18 protein-coding genes are annotated in these 20,798 nt (G+C 70.0%); 7 read left to right on the top strand and 11 right to left on the bottom strand.

Annotated elements, in window-relative coordinates:
* Positions 1 to 147 precede the first annotated feature (147 nt).
* From FDO69_RS19970 to FDO69_RS19955, 4 genes are all read left to right on the top strand, one after another.
* Positions 148 to 2,691 (top strand): sensor histidine kinase, encoded by a 2,544-nt coding sequence (locus FDO69_RS19970; RefSeq protein WP_104781213.1) that lies wholly within the window; start codon positions 148 to 150, stop codon positions 2,689 to 2,691.
* Entirely contained in the window at positions 2,688 to 3,368 is a 681-nt protein-coding gene (locus FDO69_RS19965) for a response regulator (RefSeq protein WP_104781212.1), read from the top strand. The genes FDO69_RS19970 and FDO69_RS19965 overlap by 4 nt, the downstream gene beginning before the upstream one ends.
* 135 nt (positions 3,369 to 3,503) lie before the next feature.
* A complete protein-coding gene (locus FDO69_RS19960) occupies positions 3,504 to 3,902 on the top strand; it encodes an OB-fold nucleic acid binding domain-containing protein (protein WP_104781211.1) in 399 nt (132 codons plus the stop codon).
* A gap of 3 nt (positions 3,903 to 3,905) precedes the next feature.
* Complete coding sequence (locus FDO69_RS19955) at positions 3,906 to 4,640, top strand: DUF3159 domain-containing protein (protein ID WP_104781210.1); 735 nt, start codon at positions 3,906 to 3,908, stop codon at positions 4,638 to 4,640.
* A 92-nt stretch (positions 4,641 to 4,732) separates the two neighbouring features.
* On the opposite strand, the gene FDO69_RS19950 is transcribed toward FDO69_RS19955, so the two are convergent.
* Both FDO69_RS19950 and FDO69_RS19945 read right to left on the bottom strand, forming a co-directional pair.
* Positions 4,733 to 5,407, bottom strand: a complete 675-nt coding sequence (locus tag FDO69_RS19950) for a potassium channel family protein (RefSeq protein ID WP_104781209.1) — start codon at positions 5,405 to 5,407, stop codon at positions 4,733 to 4,735.
* Positions 5,407 to 6,078 carry a potassium channel family protein gene (locus FDO69_RS19945; RefSeq protein WP_094053911.1) on the bottom strand — a complete coding sequence of 224 codons (672 nt, stop codon included), beginning with the start codon at positions 6,076 to 6,078 and terminating at the stop codon, positions 5,407 to 5,409. Before FDO69_RS19945 ends, FDO69_RS19950 begins: the two co-directional genes overlap by 1 nt.
* Positions 6,079 to 6,325: 247 nt before the next feature.
* On the opposite strand from FDO69_RS19945, the gene FDO69_RS41260 reads away from it, so the two are divergent.
* The 3 genes from FDO69_RS41260 (at position 6,326) to FDO69_RS19935 (ending at position 10,297) form a co-directional block, all read left to right on the top strand.
* Entirely contained in the window at positions 6,326 to 6,496 is a 171-nt protein-coding gene (locus tag FDO69_RS41260) for a hypothetical protein (RefSeq protein WP_159030628.1), read from the top strand.
* 299 nt (positions 6,497 to 6,795) lie between these two features.
* Positions 6,796 to 8,847 carry an APC family permease gene (locus tag FDO69_RS19940; RefSeq protein ID WP_104781208.1) on the top strand — a complete coding sequence of 684 codons (2,052 nt, stop codon included), beginning with the start codon at positions 6,796 to 6,798 and terminating at the stop codon, positions 8,845 to 8,847.
* A gap of 121 nt (positions 8,848 to 8,968) precedes the next feature.
* On the top strand, positions 8,969 to 10,297 hold the full coding sequence (locus tag FDO69_RS19935; protein WP_104781207.1) for a class I SAM-dependent RNA methyltransferase: 1,329 nt from the start codon (positions 8,969 to 8,971) through the stop codon (positions 10,295 to 10,297).
* Positions 10,298 to 10,657: 360 nt separating this feature from the next.
* Here FDO69_RS19935 and FDO69_RS19930 read toward each other — a convergent pair whose 3' ends face one another.
* The 9 genes from FDO69_RS19930 to FDO69_RS19890 all read right to left on the bottom strand — a co-directional run bounded on the left by FDO69_RS19930 (position 10,658) and on the right by FDO69_RS19890 (position 20,772).
* Complete coding sequence (locus FDO69_RS19930; RefSeq protein ID WP_104781206.1) at positions 10,658 to 11,644, bottom strand: aldo/keto reductase; 987 nt, start codon at positions 11,642 to 11,644, stop codon at positions 10,658 to 10,660.
* Between the two features lie 65 nt (positions 11,645 to 11,709).
* On the bottom strand, positions 11,710 to 12,666 hold the full coding sequence (locus tag FDO69_RS19925) for an NADP-dependent oxidoreductase (protein WP_104781205.1): 957 nt from the start codon (positions 12,664 to 12,666) through the stop codon (positions 11,710 to 11,712).
* Positions 12,667 to 12,867: 201 nt separating this feature from the next.
* Positions 12,868 to 13,869, bottom strand: a complete 1,002-nt coding sequence (locus FDO69_RS19920; protein ID WP_104781204.1) for an aldo/keto reductase — start codon at positions 13,867 to 13,869, stop codon at positions 12,868 to 12,870.
* Positions 13,870 to 13,944: 75 nt separating this feature from the next.
* A complete protein-coding gene (locus tag FDO69_RS19915; protein WP_199838297.1) occupies positions 13,945 to 15,216 on the bottom strand; it encodes a multidrug effflux MFS transporter in 1,272 nt (423 codons plus the stop codon).
* Positions 15,213 to 15,383 (bottom strand): hypothetical protein, encoded by a 171-nt coding sequence (locus FDO69_RS41255; protein ID WP_159030627.1) that lies wholly within the window; start codon positions 15,381 to 15,383, stop codon positions 15,213 to 15,215. The genes FDO69_RS19915 and FDO69_RS41255 overlap by 4 nt, the downstream gene beginning before the upstream one ends.
* A 114-nt stretch (positions 15,384 to 15,497) precedes the next feature.
* Positions 15,498 to 16,487 carry an aldo/keto reductase gene (locus FDO69_RS19910; RefSeq protein ID WP_104781336.1) on the bottom strand — a complete coding sequence of 330 codons (990 nt, stop codon included), beginning with the start codon at positions 16,485 to 16,487 and terminating at the stop codon, positions 15,498 to 15,500.
* A gap of 52 nt (positions 16,488 to 16,539) precedes the next feature.
* Positions 16,540 to 17,583 (bottom strand): NAD(P)-dependent alcohol dehydrogenase, encoded by a 1,044-nt coding sequence (locus tag FDO69_RS19905; protein ID WP_104781203.1) that lies wholly within the window; start codon positions 17,581 to 17,583, stop codon positions 16,540 to 16,542.
* Positions 17,584 to 18,163: 580 nt separating this feature from the next.
* The gene (locus FDO69_RS19895; protein WP_104781202.1) at positions 18,164 to 19,126 is read right to left on the bottom strand and encodes an amidohydrolase family protein; all 963 of its coding nucleotides are present in this window, start codon (positions 19,124 to 19,126) and stop codon (positions 18,164 to 18,166) included.
* Positions 19,127 to 19,185: 59 nt separating this feature from the next.
* Complete coding sequence (locus tag FDO69_RS19890) at positions 19,186 to 20,772, bottom strand: Na+/H+ antiporter (RefSeq protein WP_104781201.1); 1,587 nt, start codon at positions 20,770 to 20,772, stop codon at positions 19,186 to 19,188.
* Positions 20,773 to 20,798: the final 26 nt, after the last annotated feature.

Raw genomic sequence — 20,798 nt, 5'->3', positions numbered from 1 at the left:
GCACCCCGGCGCCCGGTCCGCCCGCCCGGCCGCGTCAGAGTTCCGTCAAAGTGCGCCCCGGAGCCGGGCCGGGGACCCGGACCCCGTGCCTTCCGGCCGTAGGGTCGACGCTGCGCAGTCGGCACACCACCGGAAGACAATGAGGCCATGGCACGCGGCAAGCTTCGGATCCACCTCGGCGCGGCACCGGGCGTCGGCAAGACGTACGCGATGCTGTCCGAGGCCCACCGCCGGGTCGGGCGGGGCACGGACTGCGTGGTGGGCTTCGTCGAGCACCACGGACGGCCCCGCACCGAGGTGATGCTGCACGGCCTGGAGCAGGTGCCGCGCCGGGAGCTGGAGTACCGCGGTGGCGTCTTCCCCGAGATGGACCTCGACGCCGTCCTCGCCCGCCGCCCCCAGGTCGCCCTGGTGGACGAACTCGCCCACACGAACGTCCCCGGCTCCCGCAACGCCAAGCGCTGGCAGGACGTGGAGGAACTGCTCGCCGCCGGGATCGACGTGGTCTCGACCGTCAACATCCAGCACCTGGAGTCCCTCGGCGACGTCGTCGAGTCGATCACCGGCGTGCGGCAGCAGGAGACCGTGCCGGACGAGGTGGTGCGCAGGGCCGACCAGGTCGAGCTGGTCGACATGACGCCGGAGGCGCTGCGGCGGCGGATGGCGCACGGCAACGTCTACCAGCCCGACAAGGTCGACGCCGCCCTGTCGAACTACTTCCGTCCCGGCAACCTGACCGCCCTGCGAGAGCTGGCGTTGCTGTGGGTGGCCGACCGGGTCGACGCCTACCTGACCCAGTACCGCAGCGAGCACCGGGTGTCGAGGATCTGGGGCTCGCGCGAGCGGATCGTGGTCGGACTGACCGGCGGTCCCGAGGGCCGCACGCTCATCCGCCGGGGCGCACGGCTGGCCGAGAAGGGCGCCGGCGGTGAGGTGCTGGCCGTCTACATAGCCCGCAGCGACGGGCTGACCTCCGCCTCGCCCAAGGAACTCGCGCTGCAGCGCACCCTGGTCGAAGACCTTGGCGGAACGTTCCACCATGTCGTCGGCGACGACATACCGGCCGCGCTCCTCGCCTTCGCCCGGGGCGTGAACGCCACCCAGATCGTGCTGGGTTCCTCGCGCCGCAAGGCCTGGCAGTACGTCTTCGGACCCGGCGTCGGCGCGACGGTCGCCCGGGAATCGGGTCCCGACCTCGACGTGCACATCGTCACCCACGGCGAGGTCGCCAAGGGCCGCGGACTGCCGGTGGCCCGGGGCGCGCGCCTCGGGCGCTCCCGGCGGGCCTGGGGCTGGATCGCCGGTGTCCTCGGCCCGCCCCTCCTCGCCGCGCTGCTCAGCGCCGTCGACCTCGGCCTCGCCAACGACATGCTGCTGTTCCTGGCGCTGACGGTGGCGGCCGCCCTGCTCGGCGGGCTGCTGCCCGCCCTGGCGTCGGCGGCGGTCGGCTCCCTGCTGCTGAACTACTTCTACACACCGCCCCTGCACCGGTGGACCATCGCCGACCCGAAGAACATCGTCGCCATCGTGATCTTCGTGGCGGTCGGCGTCGCGGTGGCCTCCGTCGTCGATCTCGCCGCCCGCCGCACCCACCAGGCGGCCCGGCTGCGGGCCGAGTCCGAGATCCTCTCCTTCCTCGCCGGTAACGTGCTGCGCGGCGAGACGGGCCTGGAGGAGCTGCTGGAACGCGTCCGGGAGACCTTCGGCATGGAGTCGGCGGCCCTGCTGGAACGGGCGAGCGACGTCGAGCCGTGGACCTGCGCCGGCCGCGTCGGCCGGGGGCGCCCCGTCGAGCGGCCCGACGAGGCAGACGTGGACATGCCCGTCGGTGACCACATGGCGCTGGCGCTGACCGGCCGCGTGCTGCCCGCCGAGGACCGCAGGGTGCTGGCCGCCTTCGCCGCCCAGGCCGCCGTCGTCCTGGACCGCCGCCGGCTCCAGGAGGAGGCCGACCGGGCCCGCACGCTCGCCGAGGGCAACCGCATCCGCACGGCCCTGCTGGCAGCCGTCAGCCACGACCTCCGGACGCCCCTCGCCGGGATCAAGGCGGCCGTGACCTCCCTGCGCTCCGAGGACGTCGAGTGGTCGGAGGAGGACCGGGCCGAGCTGCTGGAGGGCATCGAGGAGGGCGCCGACCGCCTCGACCATCTCGTCGGCAATCTCCTCGACATGTCCCGCCTCCAGACCGGCACCGTCACCCCGCTGATCCGCGAGATCGACCTCGACGAGGTGGTGCCGATGGCGCTCGGCGGCGTCCCCGAGGGCAGTGCCTGCCTGGACGTGCCCGAGACCCTGCCCATGGTCGCCGTGGACCCTGGGCTGCTGGAGCGGGCGGTGGCCAACCTCGTCGAGAACGCCGTCAAGTACAGTCCGTCCGGCGCGCCCGTGCTGGTCGCCGCCAGCGCGCTGGCCGACCGGGTCGAGGTGCGGGTGGTCGACCGGGGGCCCGGCGTCCCCGACGAGGCCAAGGACCGCATCTTCGAGCCCTTCCAGCGCCACGGCGACGCCCCGCGCGGGGCGGGGGTGGGTCTGGGGCTCGCGGTGGCGCGCGGCTTCGCCGAGGCCATGGGCGGCACCCTGAACGCCGAGGACACCCCCGGTGGCGGGCTCACGATGGTCCTCTCCCTCCGTGCGGCGGCATCCCGCCCGGAGCCGTACCCCACCGCAGAACCGGAAAGGCAGGCCTCATGACCCGCGTCCTGGTGGTCGACGACGAGCCGCAGATCGTGCGTGCCCTCGTGATCAACCTCAAGGCACGCACCTATGAGGTCGACGCGGCCCACGACGGCGCCACCGCCCTCCGGCTCGCCGCCGCCCGCCACCCCGACGTGGTCGTCCTGGACCTGGGCCTGCCCGACATGGACGGCGTCGAGGTGATCAGGGGGCTGCGCGGCTGGACCCGGGTGCCGATCCTGGTGCTGTCCGCCCGGCACTCCTCGGACGAGAAGGTCGAGGCGCTGGACGCGGGGGCCGACGACTACGTCACCAAGCCGTTCGGCATGGACGAGCTGCTGGCCCGGCTGCGGGCCGCCGTGCGGCGGGCCGAGCCGGCCGGCGGTGAGGGCGACGTGATCGTCGACACCGGCGAGTTCACCGTCGACCTGGCCGCGAAGAAGGTCGACCGCGCCGGCAAGGACGTACGGCTGACGCCCACGGAGTGGCACCTGCTGGAGGTCCTCGTGCGCAACAGCGGCCGCCTGGTCGGGCAGAGGCAGCTGCTCCAGGAGGTGTGGGGGCCGTCGTACGGGACGGAGACGAACTATCTGCGCGTGTACATGGCGCAGTTGCGACGGAAGCTGGAAGCGGATCCCTCGCACCCGAAGCACTTCATCACCGAGCCGGGGATGGGGTACCGGTTCGAGAAGTGAGGGGTGCGGCCGGGGGGGCCGGGGGGCCGGGGATTGGCCCCCCGGGGGATGGGCTATAGCCGGGCCGGGGGTGGGCTGTCGGATCGGGAAATGGGCTCCTCGCCCTTCGTCAGTAGGCCCCGGTACGCTTCAGATATGAGTGCTGTTCCTCGTTCCGAAAAGCCGGTGGGCCGGTTCCGGCGCATGCTCGACCGGCTCTCCTCGTCGCAGGAGGACCTGGAGTCCGAGGAACTGCGGGAGGACACCGAGACGGCCGGTTGTATCCGGATCGGAGACTGTCAGGACCGCCAGATAGTGACGGTAACTGGTACCTTGCGCACGGTCACCCTTCGGCCGCGCGCAGGAGTCCCCGCCCTGGAGGCCGAGCTGTTCGACGGCTCCGCCGCGCTGGACGTGGTGTGGCTCGGCAGGCGCTCCATCGTGGGGATAGAGCCCGGACGCAAGCTGATCGCGTCGGGCCGGATCTCGATGAGCCGGGGCCGCCGAGTGCTGTTCAACCCCAAGTACGAACTGAGACCCCTCGGACGGGAGTAGCCGGTGACGTCGCTCGACAAGCCGACCGAAGAGACATCTGCGGACGACGCCCGGGCGGTGACCGAGGCCGCCCTGTTCGAGGCGTTCGGCGGCGTGCGGGGCATGGTGGAGACGGTGGTTCCCGGCCTCCTCTTCGTCACCATCTTCACGATCAACAAGGACCTCCACCTGTCGGCGATCGCGGCGCTGGCCGTGTCGCTGGTGCTGGTCGTCGTCCGGCTGGTGATGAAGGACACCGTCAAGCACGCCTTCAGCGGCGTCTTCGGCGTGGCCTTCGGCGTGGTCTTCGCGATGATGACCGGCAACGCCAAGGACTTCTACCTGCCCGGCATGCTCTACACGCTGGGACTGGGCCTCGCCTACATCGTCACCACCCTGTGCGGGGTGCCGCTGATCGGGTTGATCCTCGGCCCGGTCTTCAAGGAGAACCTCTCCTGGCGCACCCGGAACCCGGGCCGCAAAAAGGCCTACGCGAAGGCCAGCTACGCGTGGGGCACGATCCTGCTCGCCAAGTGCGCGATCCTCTTCCCGCTGTACTGGTGGGCCGACACCGCGCAGCTGGGCTGGGTCCTGGTCGCCCTGAAGATCCCGCCCTTCCTGCTCGCGGTGTACCTGACGTGGGTGTTCCTCGCGAAGGCACCCGCGCCGATCGACGTGTTCGCGGAGATGGAGGCGGAGGAGAAGGCGGCCGAGGAGCGGGAGCGGCAGGCCGCGGCCGCCCGGTCCGCCGAGCAGTGATCCTCCCGCGCGCAGTGCCCTCGCGCTGACGGAAACGGAAGGGGCGTCCCGAGCACGCGGGACGCCCCTTCCGCCGATTCGGAAAGACGCGCTCAGTCCGTCGCGTTCCGTCGTACCGACAGCAGGTCTTCCAACTGCTCCTCGCGGGCCTGGGCGGCCACGAAGAGCAGCTCGTCGCCCGCCTCCAGGGAGTCCTCCCGGGAGGGGGTCAGCACGCGGTTGCCGCGGATGATCGTCACCAGGGACGTGTCCTGCGGCCAGTCGACGTCGCCGACCTGCGTGCCGGCCAGAGCCGACTCCTCCGGCAGGGTCAGCTCGACCAGGTTGGCGTCGCCGTGGCTGAAGCGGAGCAGACGGACCAGGTCGCCCACGCTCACCGCCTCCTCGACCAGGGCCGACATCAGTCGCGGAGTGGAGACGGCCACGTCCACGCCCCAGGACTCGTTGAACAGCCACTCGTTCTTGGGGTTGTTCACGCGGGCGACGACGCGCGGGACGCCGTACTCCGTCTTGGCGAGGAGCGAGACGACCAGGTTCACCTTGTCGTCGCCGGTCGCGGCGATGACGACGTTGCAGCGTTGGAGCGCCGCCTCGTCCAGGGACGTGATCTCGCAGGCGTCGGCGAGCAGCCACTCGGCCTGCGGGACGCGTTCGACCGAGATGGCGGTCGGCGCCTTGTCGATCAGCAGGATTTCGTGGCCGTTCTCCAGCAGTTCGCCCGCGATCGAGCGGCCGACGGCGCCGGCTCCGGCAATGGCGACCCTCATCAGTGACCGCCCTCCTCTTCGGGACCCTTGGCGAACGCCGCCTCGACCTTGTCGACCTCGTCGGTGCGCATCATCACGTGCACCAGGTCGCCCTCCTGCAACACCGTCTGCGAGGTGGGCAGGACCGCCTCGCCGAGCCGGGTCAGAAACGCGACGCGCACGCCGGTCTCCTCCTGGATCCGGCTGATCTTGTGGCCGACCCAGGCGGTGGAGGTGTGCACCTCGGCGAGCTGGACGCCGCCGGTGGGGTCGCGCCACAGCGGCTCGGCGCCGGAGGGGAGCAGACGGCGCAGCATCTGGTCGGCCGTCCAGCGGACGGTCGCGACGGTGGGGATGCCCAGGCGCTGGTAGACCTCCGCGCGGCGGGGGTCGTAGATGCGGGCGGCGACGTTCTCGATGCCGAACATCTCGCGGGCCACGCGTGCGGCGATGATGTTGGAGTTGTCACCGCTGGAGACGGCGGCGAAGGCGCCGGCCTCCTCGATGCCCGCCTCGCGCAGGGTGTCCTGGTCGAAGCCGACACCGGTGACCCGGCGGCCGCCGAACGAGGAGCCCAGCCGGCGGAAGGCCGTGGGGTCCTGGTCGACCACGGCGACCGTGTGCCCCTGTTGCTCCAGGTTCTGGGCCAGTGCGGAACCCACCCTTCCGCAACCCATGATCACAATATGCATCGCGTCACACCGTGCTTCCTGCAGGCCCTCTGGGCTTCATGAATGTCGTGCTCATGTCTCTCTCTCGGCTCGCCAGGCATCACGTCGCGGCCTGCGTGCGGGCCGCCGGGCAACATCATGCCGGTGGAATCACGCCATGATGCCCTCCGGGGGCGGAGCCGCGTTCGGCTGCCCGACTCCAACGTATCCGCAAAGCCGAGGCCGTTGCCGAGGCCCTGCCGGGCCCCCGGCGGGGCAGGCGGCTGCCGTGAGTCACGAGATCGACAGCCGCGAGATCGGCAGCCGCGAGGCCGAGGACCGTGGGGTCGAGAGCTGTGAGATCGACAGCCGTCAGATCGGGGGTCGTGGGGTCGTGGGTGGTGCGGTCGGGTCGGCGGAGCTGGAGTGGTCCGAGCAGCCGCCGGCCCCGAACGCCTAGCGCGCCCCGGGCGAGACATCCTTGCGGCGGCTGATGCTGCGCACGCTCGCCAGCGTCAGGATTCCGAGGGCGACAAGAGTGGCCGCGGCGCCGATCAGCTGGGCGGGGGTGTGCATGGGACCTCCAGGGGCGGCAACGGCTGGGAAGCGGACGGGGCTTAGTCATATAGGCATGGGAAACGGGTGACCTGCGGAATCCTCAGCCGCATGCGCCACTGAATTCACTCGGAGAGCAGACGGAACGCCGATGGGGGGTGGCGGGTGGGCGACCCAGCAATCGAACGCCTACGATCCTCTGTTGTGTCCAAACTGACCGACGTGCCCAAACGGATCCTGATCGGGCGCGCACTGCGCAGTGACCGGCTGGGCGAAACGCTCCTGCCGAAGCGCATCGCACTCCCCGTCTTCGCCTCCGACCCGCTCTCCTCCGTGGCGTACGCGCCCGGCGAGGTGCTGCTGGTCCTGTCGATCGCGGGCGTGACGGCCTACCACTTCAGCCCGTGGATCGCCGTCGCGGTCGTCGTGCTGATGTTCACCGTGGTCGCCTCCTACCGGCAGAACGTGCACGCCTACCCCAGCGGCGGCGGCGACTACGAGGTGGCGAACACCAACCTCGGGCCCAAGGCCGGCCTGACGGTCGCGAGCGCGCTGCTCGTGGACTACGTCCTCACCGTCGCCGTGTCGATCTCCTCCGGCATCGAGAACCTCGGCTCCGCCGTCCCCTTCGTGGTCGAGCACAAGGTGCTGTGCGCGATCGGGGTGATCGTGCTGCTGACCCTGATGAACCTGCGCGGGGTGAAGGAGTCGGGCTCGCTGTTCGCGATCCCGACGTACGTGTTCGTCGCGGGCGTCTTCGTCATGATCGCCTGGGGGGCCTTCCGCGGACTGGTCCTGGACGACACCATGCGGGCACCGACGGCGGACTACGTCATCAAGCCCGAGCACCAGGGCCTGGCCGGCTTCGCCCTCGTCTTCCTGCTGCTGCGCGCCTTCTCCTCCGGCTGCGCCGCCCTCACCGGCGTCGAGGCGATCTCCAACGGCGTCCCGGCCTTCCGCAAGCCCAAGTCGAAGAACGCCGCGACCACCCTCGCCATGATGGGCCTGCTGGCCGTCACCATGTTCTGCGGCATCATCGCGCTGGCCGCCGTGACCGACGTCCGCATGGCCGAGAACCCGGCCAAGGACCTGTTCCACAACGGTGTCCCGCTCGGCGGGGACTACGTCCAGAACCCGGTGATCTCCCAGGTCGCCGAGGCCGTCTTCGGCAAGGGCAGCTTCCTGTTCATCATCCTGGCCGCGGCCACCGCGCTGGTGCTGTTCCTCGCCGCCAACACCGCCTACAACGGCTTCCCGCTGCTCGGCTCGATCCTCGCCCAGGACCGCTACCTGCCGCGCCAGCTGCACACCCGCGGCGACCGGCTGGCCTTCTCCAACGGCATCGTGCTCCTCGCCGGTGCCGCCGGGCTGCTGGTGGGGATCTACGGCGCCGACTCCACCCGTCTGATCCAGCTCTACATCGTCGGCGTGTTCGTGTCCTTCACGCTCAGCCAGACCGGCATGGTCCGGCACTGGAACCGCCACCTGGCCGCCGAGAAGGACCAGGCCAAGCGCCGCCACATGATCCGCTCCCGGGCCATCAACGCCTTCGGCGCCTTCTTCACCGGCCTCGTGCTGGTCGTCGTCCTCCTCACCAAGTTCACCCACGGTGCCTGGGTCGCCCTGCTCGGCATGGTGATCTTCTACGCGACGATGACGGCCATCCGTAAGCACTACGACCGGGTCGCCGCCGAGATCGCCGCCCCCGAGGGCCCGAGCGACGACCTCGTACGGCCCTCCCGCGTCCACTCGGTCGTGCTGATCTCCAAGATCCACCGCCCGACGCTGCGCGCCCTGGCCTACGCCAAGCTCATGCGCTCGGACTCGCTGGAGGCCCTGAGCGTCAACGTCGACCCGACGGAGACCAAGGCCCTGCGCGAGGAGTGGGAGCGCCGCGGCATCGACGTACCGCTGAAGGTCCTGGACTCGCCCTACCGCGAGATCACGCGGCCGATCATCGAGTACGTCAAGAGCCTGCGCAAGGAGTCGCCGCGCGACGCGGTGTCGGTGATCATCCCCGAGTACGTCGTCGGCCACTGGTACGAGCACCTGCTGCACAACCAGAGCGCCCTGCGGCTGAAGGGCCGGCTGCTGTTCACGCCCGGGATCATGGTGACCTCGGTGCCGTACCAGTTGCAGTCCTCCGAGGCGGCCAAGCGCCGGGCCCGCAGGCAGCAGGACTGGAACGCGCCGGGCTCGGTGCGACGCGGTCCCGCGCAGGTGCGGTCGAAGGAGTCCTCCGAGCCCAAGTCCTGAGGGTTTCCCGAGACGACGGCTCGTGTGAAACGGCCGGGCGGCAGCCACGTAGACTGGTGGGCTGTTGTCCGGCCGTTTCCGTTCGGCCCTTTCCCCTCACGTGTTTTGGAGTCACCCCGCCATGCAGGCAGAACCGAGGAAGTCGCTGGTGGGGGAGGAGTACGAGGTCGAGGTCGGCCCCGTCGCCCACGGCGGTCACTGCATCGCCCGCACGTCCGAGGGCCAGGTGCTGTTCGTACGGCACGCGCTGCCCGGGGAGCGGGTCGTGGCGCGGGTGACGGAGGGCGAGGAGGGCGCGCGGTTCCTGCGCGCCGACGCCGTGACGGTGCTGGACGCCTCCAAGGACCGCATCGACGAACCCTGCCCGTTCGCCGGTCCCGGCCGCTGCGGCGGCTGCGACTGGCAGCACGCCAAGCCCGGCGCGCAGCGTCGCCTGAAGGCCGACGTCATCGCCGAACAGCTCCAGCACCTCGCCGGGCTCACCCCGGAGGAGGCCGGCTGGGACGGCACGGTGCTGCCCGCCGAGGGCGACAAGGTGCCCGCGGGCCAGGTCCCCGCGTGGCGCACCCGGGTCCAGTACGCCGTCACGGCCGACGGCCGGGCGGGCCTGCGCCGGCACCGCTCGCACGAGGTGGAGCCGATCGACCACTGCATGATCGCGGCGGAGGGCGTCAGCGAGCTGGGCATCGAGAAGCGGTCCTGGACGGGCATGGACTCCGTCGAGGCGATCGCGGCGACGGGCTCCCAGGACCGCCAGGTGATCCTCACGCCGAAGCCGGGCGCGCGCCTGCCGCTGGTCGAACTCGACCGCCCCGTCTCCGTCCTGCGCGTGGACGAGCGCTCCGGCGGTGTCCACCGCGTCCACGGCCGCCCCTTCGTCCGCGAACGCGCCGACGGCCGCACGCACCGGGTCGGGGGCGGCGGCTTCTGGCAGGTCCACCCGAAGGCCGCGGACACCCTGGTGACCGCGGTGATGCAGGGCCTGCTGCCCCGCAAGGGCGACATGGCCCTCGACCTCTACTGCGGCGTCGGCCTCTTCGCCGGCGCCCTCGCCGACCGCATCGGCGACCAGGGCGCGGTCCTCGGCATCGAGTCGGGCAAGCGGGCGGTGGAGGACGCGCGGCACAACCTCGCGGACTTCGAGCGGGTGCGGATCGAGCAGGGCAAGGTCGAGAGCGTGCTGCCGCGCACGGGGATCTCGGAGGTCGACCTGATCGTGCTGGACCCGCCGCGGGCGGGGGCGGGCCGCAAGACGGTCCAGCACCTGGCCTCGCTGGGGGCGCGGCGGATCGCGTACGTGGCGTGCGATCCGGCTGCGCTGGCACGGGACTTGGGGTACTTCCGGGACGGGGGGTACCGGGTGCGGACGCTGCGGGCGTTCGATCTGTTCCCGATGACGCATCATGTGGAGTGCGTGGCGATTCTGGAACCTGGTACAAAGGTGCTCTGAGCTGCGGTTTTGCTAGATTGCTCGGGTGGTGTGGGCGTGCTCGACCTGTTTTTCGGGGTGCAGCGGGTGGAGCACGTCGTTCGCCGTACGAACGCCCCTGACCTGCTATTCCGGTCATTGCCGGGAAGACGGGGGTGTGGTGCCCCCGCGGCGTCGCCGGGCCCCGCACGGCAGTCCTGACGCTCATGTGACGCTCCCGCTGATAAGGCGTCAGGTTCTGGCGCGGCCATCGGACACCGCCACGTCCCGCGGAGGCGTTCGCGCCCGCCTTCAAGTCACGTTGCCCCGGCCAAGACGAGTGGTGCGGGCGGGCAGCACCGGCACCCGGCGCCGCCCGCCCGCAAGCCTTACGTGTCTCGGCTACTTGTCGACCAGGGACATGTGGTGCTCGTTGTAGCGGTCGCCCTGCACGCCGATCCGGCCGGCCAGTTCGTTCAGGTCGGCCAGTTCGTCGGCGGAGAGCGGGAGCCCGGTAGCGCCGATGTTCTCCTCGGCACGGGACAGGCGCCGTGTCCCGGGGATCGGCACGATCGACGGATTCTGGGCGAGGAGCCAGGCGAGGGCGACTTGGCCGGGTGTGGCGCCCTTGGCTTGGGCGAGCGTCGCGACCTGGTCGACGAGAGCCTGGTTCGCCGCGCGGTTCTCGGCGGTGAACCGGGGGATGGAGGTGCGGACGTCGCCGTCCGTGAACGATGTCGAGGCGTCCACCTTCCCGGTCAGGAACCCCTTGCCGAGCGGGCTGAACGGCACGAAGCCGATGCCGAGGGCCACACACGTGGGCAGCACCTCCGGCTCGGGGTCCCGGGTCCACAGTGAGTACTCGCTCTGCACCGCCGTCACCGGATGCACGGCGTGGGCGCGGCGGATGGTCTGCGCACTGGCCTCGGAGAGTCCGAAGCAGCGCACCTTGCCCTCTCGGACCAGCTCGCCCACCGTCCCGGCGACGTCCTCGATCGGTATGTCCGGGTCGACGCGGTGCTGGTAGAACAGATCGATCGTGTCCACTCCGAGGCGCCTGAGAGAAGCGTCGGCCACGGCGCGGATCTGCTCGGGGCGGCTGTTGAGCCCGGCGGGCGCGCCGTTCTCGATGTGGAACCCGAATTTGGTGGCGATCACCACCTGGTCGCGCAGCGGGGCGAGGGCCTCTCCGACGAGTTCCTCGTTGACGTAGGGGCCGTACACCTCCGCGGTGTCGAAGAACGTGATCCCTCGGTCGACGGCGCCGCGGAGTACGGCGATCATGTCCTTTCGGTCACCGGGGTTCGGGCCGTAGCTCTGGGACATGCCCATGGCGCCGAGCCCGATCGCGGAGACGCGCAGGTCCCGTCCCAGCGTTCGTGTGTGCATCGTTCTCCTCCTTGCCGGGCAACCGCCCGATCGGCCGAACGGGTCTGTCTTGCCGAGTGGGCTGGTCACCTGTTGTGGTCGAAGGTCAGGACGATCCGCTCACGCAGGGCGCCCTGTTCGAGCCGTGTGTGTGCGGCGGCAGCGTCGTCCGCGTCGAAGGGCAGGGCGGGACGCAGGGTGATCGTGCCGTCCTCGGCCTGGTCGCGGAGCCGCAGGATCGTGTCGCGGTCCCCGTCCCGTTCCCGGACGTTGAGGTGCTTGACGGTTATGCCGCGCCCGGGGTCGCCGTCCCAGAAGCGCAGGATGCCGATCTGGCCGCCGTCGCGGACGGCGGGAGCGATCCGCTCGTGTAGCAGGGCCGCGTCCGCCACCGCGTCCACCGGGCCGCCGACTTCCTTCAGCACCCGTTCGGCGATGTCGGGGCCGCGGGGCACGAGTGTCTGCGCGCCGAGTGAGCGCAGCAGGTCCGCGTCGTCCTCGGCCGCGACGGTCACGACGTGCAGGTCCTCCGCGGCACCGAGTTCGACCAGGTAGCCGCCGACCGAACCGGCGGCGCCGGTGACCAGGAGGGTGGCGCCCGGGGGCAGTTGGAAGGCGTCGAGGACGTTTCGGGCGGTGAGCGCGTTGTTCAGGAAGCCGGCCGCGTCGGCGGCTGAGGTGCCTCTGGGGGCGAGGACCACGGACCGTGCGGGAAGCGCGAGATGTTCGCTGTAGCCACCGTGGCTGCCCAGATTGTCCACGAACCCGACGACGTGGGCACCGGCCACCAGGCCCCAGCGGGGATCCACCCCGCTGCCGACCTCCTCGATCGTGCCGGCGACCTCCATCCCGGGGACGAACGGGGGTGTCTGCCCCTGGTACATCTGCTGCAGCTGCCCGGAGCGGAGCATCGCGTCGACGGGGTTCACACCGGCGGCGCGGACCCGCACCAGCACTTCCTGCGCCCCGGGGCGAGGGTCGGGGAGCTCGAACGGTCGCAGCACTTCGGGGTCGCCGTACTCGCTGAATCCGATGACTTTCATCCGGGTGTTTCCTTACGTTCCTGTGTTCGCCGCGATGTGCGGCAGAGAGGTGAAAATTCGCTCGGCCGACGCACGCTCCAAGACCGAGCGATCCGGTTACGGCACCGCTGGACGTGAGCATCGATCGCGCACTGCCTCGTCACCCGTAAAGCGAAACCACGCAGCGGAACCGGCATCGCGTGGCAGGCCCAACGGCTTCTGTCAGCGCGCCGGCGGGCGGTCCGCGGCGCTCATGCCGGTGGCGAGCCGAGGGGTGTAGTGCTCTTCGAGCGTGGTGATTTCTTTGTCCGTCAGCGTGATGTCGAGGGCCGCAGCTGCGTCCGACAGGTGACGTGGCTTGGATGCCCCGATGATCGGTGCACTGACCACGGGGTTTGTCAGGACCCACGCGAGTGCGATAGTGGCCATGGACACACCGCGTGCCTGGGCTACCGACTGCACTGCCCCGATGATCTTCCGGTTCGACTCTTCTTCAACGAAGAGGCGCCCGTATGCGGGGTCGGTCTCCGATCGTCGGGTCTCCTCGCCCCAGGGCCGGGTGAGCCGGCCGCGGGCGAGTGGGCTCCACGGGAGGCTCCCGACGCCCTGATCTGCCAGCAGGCCGAACATCTCCCGTTCTTCCTCACGCATGAGGAGGTTGTACTGGTCCTGCATGGACACGAACCGCGTCCACCCGTGCAGATCAGCGGTGTACTGCAGCTTGGCGAACGCCCAGGCGAGCATCGACGACGCGCCGATGTAGCGGACCTTGCCCGCCTTCACGATGTCGTGGAGGGCCTCCATCGTCTCCTCTGCGGGAGTGTCGTAATCCAGGCGATGGATCTGGTAGAGATCGACGTAGTCGGTGCCGAGGCGAGTCAGCGACGCGTCGATCTGCTCCATGATCGCCTTGCGGGACGTTCCGGAGCCGCCTGGGCCGGAGTGCATCGGGTAGAAGAGCTTGGTGGCCAGCACGATGTCCTCACGGCGCGAGTACTTCCTGACCGCCCGCCCGACGATTTCTTCCGAGGTGCCGTAACTGTAGGCATTGGCAGTGTCCCAGAAGGTTATTCCCAGTTCGACGGCCTGCCGGAAAATCGGCTCCGATTCCTCTTCGCTGAGCGCCCATTTACTGAAACCGCTCGCTGTGTCCCCAAAAGTCATGCAGCCGAGCGCTAGACGGCTGACAACGAGTCCTGAAGTGCCGAGTCGTGTGTACTTCATTGCGATATCCAATACTCCGGTTGACGAATGCGGGAGATTCTGTGAGCGATTGCATTTTCATTGCCGACCCGGCTCTCATCGCCCTCGTCGTCGTGCCCGGCCGCGCCCACGGCGGCCCTGACCCGGCTGCTTGACGAACACCGCTTGGGCGACGGCGGCGAGTGCGATCGACGCGGCGGTGACGAGGCCCAATGGGAGGACGGCTCGGGCGCCGCCGAGGCCGACGAGCGGTGCGGTGACTCCTCCGAGCCCGAAGCGGGCGCAGCCGAGTACCGAGGACGCGGTGCCGGCGAGTTCCGGGTAGCCGGCCAGGGCGAGCGACGTGGTCGCCGGCGCGGCGAACGCGACGCCGCAAGCGAGAACGAACAGGGAGGCGAGGACGGCGGGAAGGGGCAGGTTCCACAGTCCGGTCGCGAGGAGGCCGAGTGAGCCGGTGGCGGTCATGGCGATGCCGATGGCGAGCGCGCCGCGTTCGGACCACCGCTCGGCGGTGCGGCCGCCGATGTAGCCGAAGACCATGAAACCGGCGGAGTTCGCACCGAAGGCGACCGAGTATGCCTGCGCGGAAAGCCCATAGGCGCCCTGGAGGATGTAGGTCGCCCCGGAAAGGTAGGCGAACAGGGCGGCATACGTCAGACCGGTGATGAAGACCGATCCGACGAAGAGGCGGTCGGAGAACAGACGGCGGAAGTCGCGGCCGGTCTGCTTGATGCCGCCGCTGGTGCGCTGATCGCCGGGAAGTGTCTCGCCGAAGACGGGCAGGGTGGCGAACAGAAGCACCACTCCGATCACGGCGAGGAAGAGGAACGTGCCGCGCCATTCGGTGATGCGGGCGAGTTGCCCTCCCAGCACGGGGCCGACGATGGCGGCGAGACCGCCCAGGACGGTGAGACGCCCGTAGTAACGGATCAGGGCACCGCCTTCATAGACGTCTCGGCCGGCCGCCTGCGCGATGACGATCCCGACCGCGCCCGCGAGCCCCTGCACGAGGCGGGCGATGACCAGAGTCACAAGGCTCGGACTGATCGCGCACAGCACGGACGCGGCGATGTAGGCGGCGATGCCGATGAGCAGCGGTGGGCGGCGACCGAAACGGTCCGACAGCGGTCCGGCGACGATCTGCCCCACGGCGAGTCCGATCAGGCAGGCGGTCAGGGTGAACTGCGCCGCCGAGGTGGCCGCGCCGAGATCGCTCGTCAGCAAGGGCAGGACCGGTAGGTAGAGGTCCATCGAGACGGGGCCGAAGACGGTCAGCAGCAACAGCAGAGTGGACAGTGCCGGGCCGACGCGTCGCGTGGGGCGTGCGGCCGAGTGGTGACCGGTGGGAAGTGTCGCCTGGTCGTTCACGCGATGGCCTCCATGGCCACGTCACGGCCTTCGAGCCGGTCGAGGTCATCGAGCGTGGCGTCGAAACCGCTGAGTACGGGGGAGTCCTGGCCTTCACGAGACATGTCCATGGATGTGAGGTCGAGGGCCGGGACTCTCGGGTCGCTCCCCGGCAGGTGCTGATGCATCGTGTCCTTCTTGGTGGCCGTTGCGATGGCGGGGTGCAGTAGGGCAGCCGCCGCAGCGTCGGACGTCGGTTGCAGCGACGGGGTACCCGGGCGGGCGGTCGTCCTGTGGCCGGGCTACCAGGCGTACGCTTCGGGAGCTTCGCCTCCAGGGCCCGGCCAGATCTCGTCGAGCTCCCGGAGGGTCTCGGGCGACAGGGCGAGGTGCGGCGCTCGCAGCGATTCGGCCAGCTGCTCGGGGGTGCGCGGTCCGACGATGGTGGTCGCGACCGCCGGGTTGTGCAGCAGCCAGGCGAGAGCTACGTCCGCCGGTCGCTCGCCTAGGTCCGCGCACAGAGCCTCGTAACGTTCCAGCTGCGAGCGGTGCCGCTCGACGTCGGCCAGGAAGTCGGGAGACGAGCGCCGGCCGCTGTCGGCCTTCTGCAGGGCGCCGCCGAGCAGGCCACCGCCCAGCGGACTCCACGGGATCAGGCCGAGGCCGTAGTGGCGCAGGGCGGGGATCAGTTCGAGCTCGATGGTGCGGGCGTTGAGGTTGTAGAGGCTTTGCTCGGACACGAGGCCCAGGAAGCGGCGCTTGCTCGCTTCTTGCTGGGCGGTCGCGACATGCCAGCCGGCGAAGTTGCTGCTGCCGACGTAGGTGACCTTGCCCTCGCGGACGAGTTGCTCCATGGCCTGCCAGATCTCGTCCCACGGCGTCGAACGGTCGACGTGGTGCATCTGGTACAGGTCGAGGTGATCGGTCCGCAGCCGTCGGAGACTGTCCTCGGCAGCCTTGCGGATCCTGTAGGCGGACAGGTGCTTGTCGTTCGGACCGGTTCCCATCGGCTGGTAGAGCTTGGTCGCCAGCACGATCCGGTCACGTCGGCCACCGCCCTGGGCCAGCCACCGGCCGATGATCTCTTCCGAGAGGCCGTACCCCCTCTCCATGTCGGGAGACTGCGGCCCGCCGTAGACGTCGGCGGTGTCGACGAAGTTGATGCCTTCCTCGACTGCCCGGTCGAGGATGGCGAAAGCGGTGGGCTCGTCCGTGACCCAGCCGAAGTTCATGGTTCCCAGGCCGAGCCTGCTCACCTTCAGACCTGTTCGGCCGAGGTGGTCGTAGGTCATCGTCATCGGTGGTTCTTCCGTTCCCGCGGCCATACCGCGAATGCGGTGCGGGTCAGGCCAGGGTCGCGACGTCGATCACGAAGCGGTAGCGCACGTCGGAGGCCAGGACGCGCTCGTACGCCTCGTTGATCTGCTCCACCTCGATGGTCTCGATCTCCGCGCCGATGGCGTGCTCACCGCAGAAGTCCAGCATCTCCTGCGTCTCATGGATTCCGCCGATCGACGAGCCGGCGTACGACCGTCCGCGTGCGAGCAGTGAGAACACGTTCAGGGACAGTGGCTCCGGCGGGGCGCCTACGTTGACCATGGTGCCGCCCACACCCAGCAAGGAGAGGTAGGCGTCGACGTCGAGTCGGGCGCTGACCGTGTTGACGATGAGGTCGAAGGTGCCCGCCAGTTCCTCGAAGGTGGTGGGGTCGCTGGTGGCGTGGTAGTGGTTGGCGCCCAGGCGCAGACCGTCGTCGATCTTCTTCAACGACTGCGACAGGACGGTGACTTCCGCGCCCATCGCATGGGCGAACTTGACGCCCATGTGCCCGAGCCCGCCCAGACCGACGATGGCCACCTTCTTGCCGGGACCGGCGCCCCACCGGTGCAGCGGCGAGTAGGTCGTGATGCCCGCGCACAGCAGCGGGGCGGCCTGGTCCAGGGCGACGCCTTCGGGTACGCGGACGACGAAGTGCTCGTCGACGACGATGTGGGTGGTGTATCCGCCCTGGGTCCAGGTCCCGTCCCGGTCCAGGGAACCGTAGGTGAGCGTAGTGCCGTTGAGGCAGTACTGCTCCTCACCGTTGCGGCACGAGTCACAGGTCCGGCACGAGCCGACCATGCAGCCGACGCCGACGCGGTCACCCACGGCGTGCTTGTCGACCTCGGAGCCCACCTGGGTGACGACTCCGGTGATCTCGTGCCCGGGGGCTACCGGATAGTGCACCGGGCCCCAGTCCCCACGGACGTGGTGGATGTCGGAGTGGCAGACACCGGCGTACTTGATCTCGATGAGGACATCGTGCGGGCCGACGTCACGGCGCTCGACGGTGGTCCGGACAAGCGGTTCGGTCGCGGACGTAGCGGCGTAAGCGTTGACGGTGAACACGTTTCTCCCAACAGGTGGTTCTGGTGGCTGTCCCGGCGACAGCCATCGCGGCATGTCCGGCAGATCGGTCAACCGGGCCGTTGTGTGCCCGCGTACCCGGTGGTCAGCGGGTCATCGAGCATCTGCGGGGGAGGAATCCATCGGGGGGAAGAATCCCTCCCCCCTTGGGAGATCGGGTGCGGGGTGCGGTGCCTGAGGACTCGGCCCATGGGCCGGAGACCCAACGCCGGTGACCGGAGCGACATGATCGCCGTGCTCCGCGGAGCCGTCGATCAGGGAGTCACGTTCTTCGACACCCGCGGAGGTGTACGGGCCCTACGTCAACGAGAAACCCGGCCCGCTGACGGCGCGCAGGGCGCATCGCACGGCCTGTACCTGGGCGGTCGAGGCGACGATCGGCCCGAGCGGCATGAAGACGCACAACGGACACCTGGGCGTATGCCTCGCGGGACGGCGGGAGTGGCGTTTCCGGAGGCAGGGCGACAGGGTGCGGCGCCGCGGAGCAGGGGCGGAATCCGAAGGGTTCGCTGCAGAGGCCGCCGTCGCCAGCGTGCTCGGGCTGACCGCGGCGTCAGGTGGTTCAGCGCGGGGCCGCTCGGGGGAACAGGCGCTGAGCGTTGGCTGTGGTGAGCGAGCGCCATGTGGCCCCTTCCACTGGTGGCTCGGCGGCGTCGATCGCCGCGATGTGCGTGTTGGCCAGCGGTGCGGGCGTCCAGCAGTAGTCGCTGCCGAAGAGCACGCGGTCGGGGTCGACCAGCTTCAACAGTGCGGGCGCCTGGCGTGGGAAGGCCGTACCCGCGATGTCGTAGTACAGGGAAGCCAGTTGCTGCAAGGCGTCACGCGGGGGTGCCTCCTGCGTGGGTACGAAAGGCCGCATGAACTCGTTGATGCGGTCGGCCAGGACCGGGATCGCGCCGCCGCAGTGCGGGACGATCACGCGCAGGTCCGGGTGGCGGGTCAGGACGCCCGCCATGACCAGGTCCGTGACGGTGCGGGCCGTGTCGAAGATGTACTCGACCATCGGACGCGGCCTGCCGAGTGCGGACTGCTCCCAGCACACGGGTGAGGTGGGGTGGATGAACACCACGGCCCCGCGGCGGTCCAGCTCCGCGAACACCGGTTCGAGGCGCGCGTCGCCCAGGTACACGCCATGGGTGTGCGTCAGCAACGCCACGCCGTCGGCGCCCAGTTCGTCGAAGGCGAAGGCGATCTCCTCCAACGCCCTGTCCACGTCCGGCAGCGGAAGCGACACGAAATTCCCGAAGCGGCCTGGGTGGTCCCGCGCCACTTCAGCGGTGTACTCGTTGACCCGTCGGGCCAGGAGACCGGCCGACTTGTCGTCGCCGAAGTGCACACCGGGGGAGGAGAGGGAGAGCATCGCGGTCTCGATGCCGTTGCGGTCCATCAGATCAAGGTGGTCTCGAACCGACCACGCGGGCCAGGCGCCCATGCCGTCGGGGTGGGCGTGGCCGGCCTCGGTCGCCTGCTGGACGTAGAAGTCGGGGAGGTGGTGGGCGTGGACGTCGATGAGGCCGGAGGTCATGGCGGCGGGGTTCCTTCGCAGGGGGACTCGGGTGGTCGGGGTCGTTTGTGCGCCGGTGTCTACTCGACCTGCTCGCGTCCGCTCAGCCGGACCTCTTCGTTGTCCAGCGCGGCTTGCAGCCGGCGGAGCACGGTGTCGTCGATTCTCGACTCGTCCCTGAGGCGGACGACGGTCGCGCGCTTCGTGGCGATCAGGGCGAGGCGGAGGTCGGTGTAGTGGCGGTTGTGGAGCAGGGCGGGATCGTCGTCGGTGCCCGCGCCCCTGGCCTGTGCCGTCGCCAGGTTTGCCTCGTACTCCTGGCGCAGCCACTCCTTGACCTTGGGAGTGGTGCCCAGTTGCGCCGCGAGTTCGGGCAGTGCCTTGAGGGCTTCCTCGGTCGCCGCCGTCTCGGCGAGGAGCTGCTCCTCGTCGACGGAGGTGTCGCGGGGCAGCCTGGCCCAGCGCACCACGCCCGGCAACAGCAGACCCTGCACCACGAGGGTCACCACGATGACGCCCGAGGTGACGAAGACGATGAACGCCCGGCCGGGGAACGGTGCACCCGAGTCGAGTGTCTCCGGCACGGACAGCGCCACCGCCAGCGACACCGCGCCCCGGAAACCCGCCAGCCCGCTGACCACGCGCGCCCGGTCGCTCATCCTGCGCAGGCGCTGCTCGGGACGCCGGTCGATCGCGCGGATCAGGTAGGCGGAGGAGAACAGGAACGCGAACCGGACCGCGACCAGCACCACGCTGACCACCCCGATCGCGATGAGGGCGTCCCGCAGATCGGCTCGGCTCAGGTGGCGCAGCGCGTACTGCAGTTCCACGCCCACCAGGACGAACAGCGCGCCGTTGATGATGAACGTGGCCAGCGGCCAGAAGGCCAGTGCCTGGCGACGGTGCTCCGCCCGGATGAGGCTGGGCGCCACCTGGGCCATGATCAGGCCGCTGACCACGACCGCGAGGACACCGGAGGCGTGGATCAACTCGGCCAGCAGGTACGCCGTGAACGGCGCGAGGATCATGACGAGGTTGCCGAGCAGGGGGTCGTCGAGCCGGCGGCGCAGGTTCATGTTGACCCAGGCGACCGCGACACCGACCGCGGCCCCGCCACCGTACGCCAGCAGGAACAGCGCGCCCACATGAGGGAGGGTGAGGTGCTCCTCGCCCACGGTGATACCGACGGCCAGACCGTAGATCACCAGCGCGGTGCCGTCGTTGACGAGGCTCTCCGCACGCAGAACTGTGACCTGACGGCGCGGCAGGGACCCGGCCAGGGCACTCACCGCCGTGGCATCGGTGGGCGCCACGGCCGCGCCCAGAGCCCATGCCGGCCCCCACGGCAGTCCGAGTGCGTGTCCGGCGACCGCCACGGCCCCCGCGGTGAGGATGACCAGCACCGTGCTGAGCAGGACGATGCCCCGCAGGTTCGAGCGGATCTCCCGCATCGACGTGGTCAGGCTCTCCCAGTACAGCAGCAGGGGAAGGAAGAGCAACAGCACCACTTCGGGGGGCAGTTGAGTCTGCCGGACAGCGGGGACGAGGCCGATGAGAGCGCCCACGACCAGCAGCACGACAGGGGGCGCGACCCGGAAGCGTTGTCCCAGGACGTTGCCGGCCAGCACGGCCGCACCCAGGACGACGACGAGTTCGAGACCGAGCATGAGACCTACTCCTGTGCGGGGCCGGC

Origin of the sequence: Streptomyces tibetensis, from assembly GCF_007655005.1 — a bacterium.
Lineage (GTDB): Bacteria > Actinomycetota > Actinomycetes > Streptomycetales > Streptomycetaceae > Streptomyces > Streptomyces tibetensis.
Note: the sequence above shows the minus strand (reverse complement) of the source record. Positions and strands in the feature narration are given on the sequence as shown.

What these genes read in the sequence shown, in the direction of transcription:
- FDO69_RS19970 (WP_104781213.1), top strand. Translation starts at nt 148, where the DNA reads ATGGCACGCGGCAAGCTTCGGATCCACCTCGGCGCGGCACCGGGCGTC.
- FDO69_RS19965 (WP_104781212.1), top strand. Translation starts at nt 2,688, where the DNA reads ATGACCCGCGTCCTGGTGGTCGACGACGAGCCGCAGATCGTGCGTGCC.
- FDO69_RS19960 (WP_104781211.1), top strand. Translation starts at nt 3,504, where the DNA reads ATGAGTGCTGTTCCTCGTTCCGAAAAGCCGGTGGGCCGGTTCCGGCGC.
- FDO69_RS19950 (WP_104781209.1), bottom strand. Translation starts at nt 5,407, where the DNA reads ATGAGGGTCGCCATTGCCGGAGCCGGCGCCGTCGGCCGCTCGATCGCG.
- FDO69_RS19945 (WP_094053911.1), bottom strand. Translation starts at nt 6,078, where the DNA reads ATGCATATTGTGATCATGGGTTGCGGAAGGGTGGGTTCCGCACTGGCC.
- FDO69_RS19935 (WP_104781207.1), top strand. Translation starts at nt 8,969, where the DNA reads ATGCAGGCAGAACCGAGGAAGTCGCTGGTGGGGGAGGAGTACGAGGTC.
- FDO69_RS19930 (WP_104781206.1), bottom strand. Translation starts at nt 11,644, where the DNA reads ATGCACACACGAACGCTGGGACGGGACCTGCGCGTCTCCGCGATCGGG.
- FDO69_RS19925 (WP_104781205.1), bottom strand. Translation starts at nt 12,666, where the DNA reads ATGAAAGTCATCGGATTCAGCGAGTACGGCGACCCCGAAGTGCTGCGA.
- FDO69_RS19920 (WP_104781204.1), bottom strand. Translation starts at nt 13,869, where the DNA reads ATGAAGTACACACGACTCGGCACTTCAGGACTCGTTGTCAGCCGTCTA.
- FDO69_RS41255 (WP_159030627.1), bottom strand. Translation starts at nt 15,383, where the DNA reads ATGCATCAGCACCTGCCGGGGAGCGACCCGAGAGTCCCGGCCCTCGAC.
- FDO69_RS19910 (WP_104781336.1), bottom strand. Translation starts at nt 16,487, where the DNA reads ATGACCTACGACCACCTCGGCCGAACAGGTCTGAAGGTGAGCAGGCTC.
- FDO69_RS19895 (WP_104781202.1), bottom strand. Translation starts at nt 19,126, where the DNA reads ATGACCTCCGGCCTCATCGACGTCCACGCCCACCACCTCCCCGACTTC.
- FDO69_RS19890 (WP_104781201.1), bottom strand. Translation starts at nt 20,772, where the DNA reads ATGCTCGGTCTCGAACTCGTCGTCGTCCTGGGTGCGGCCGTGCTGGCC.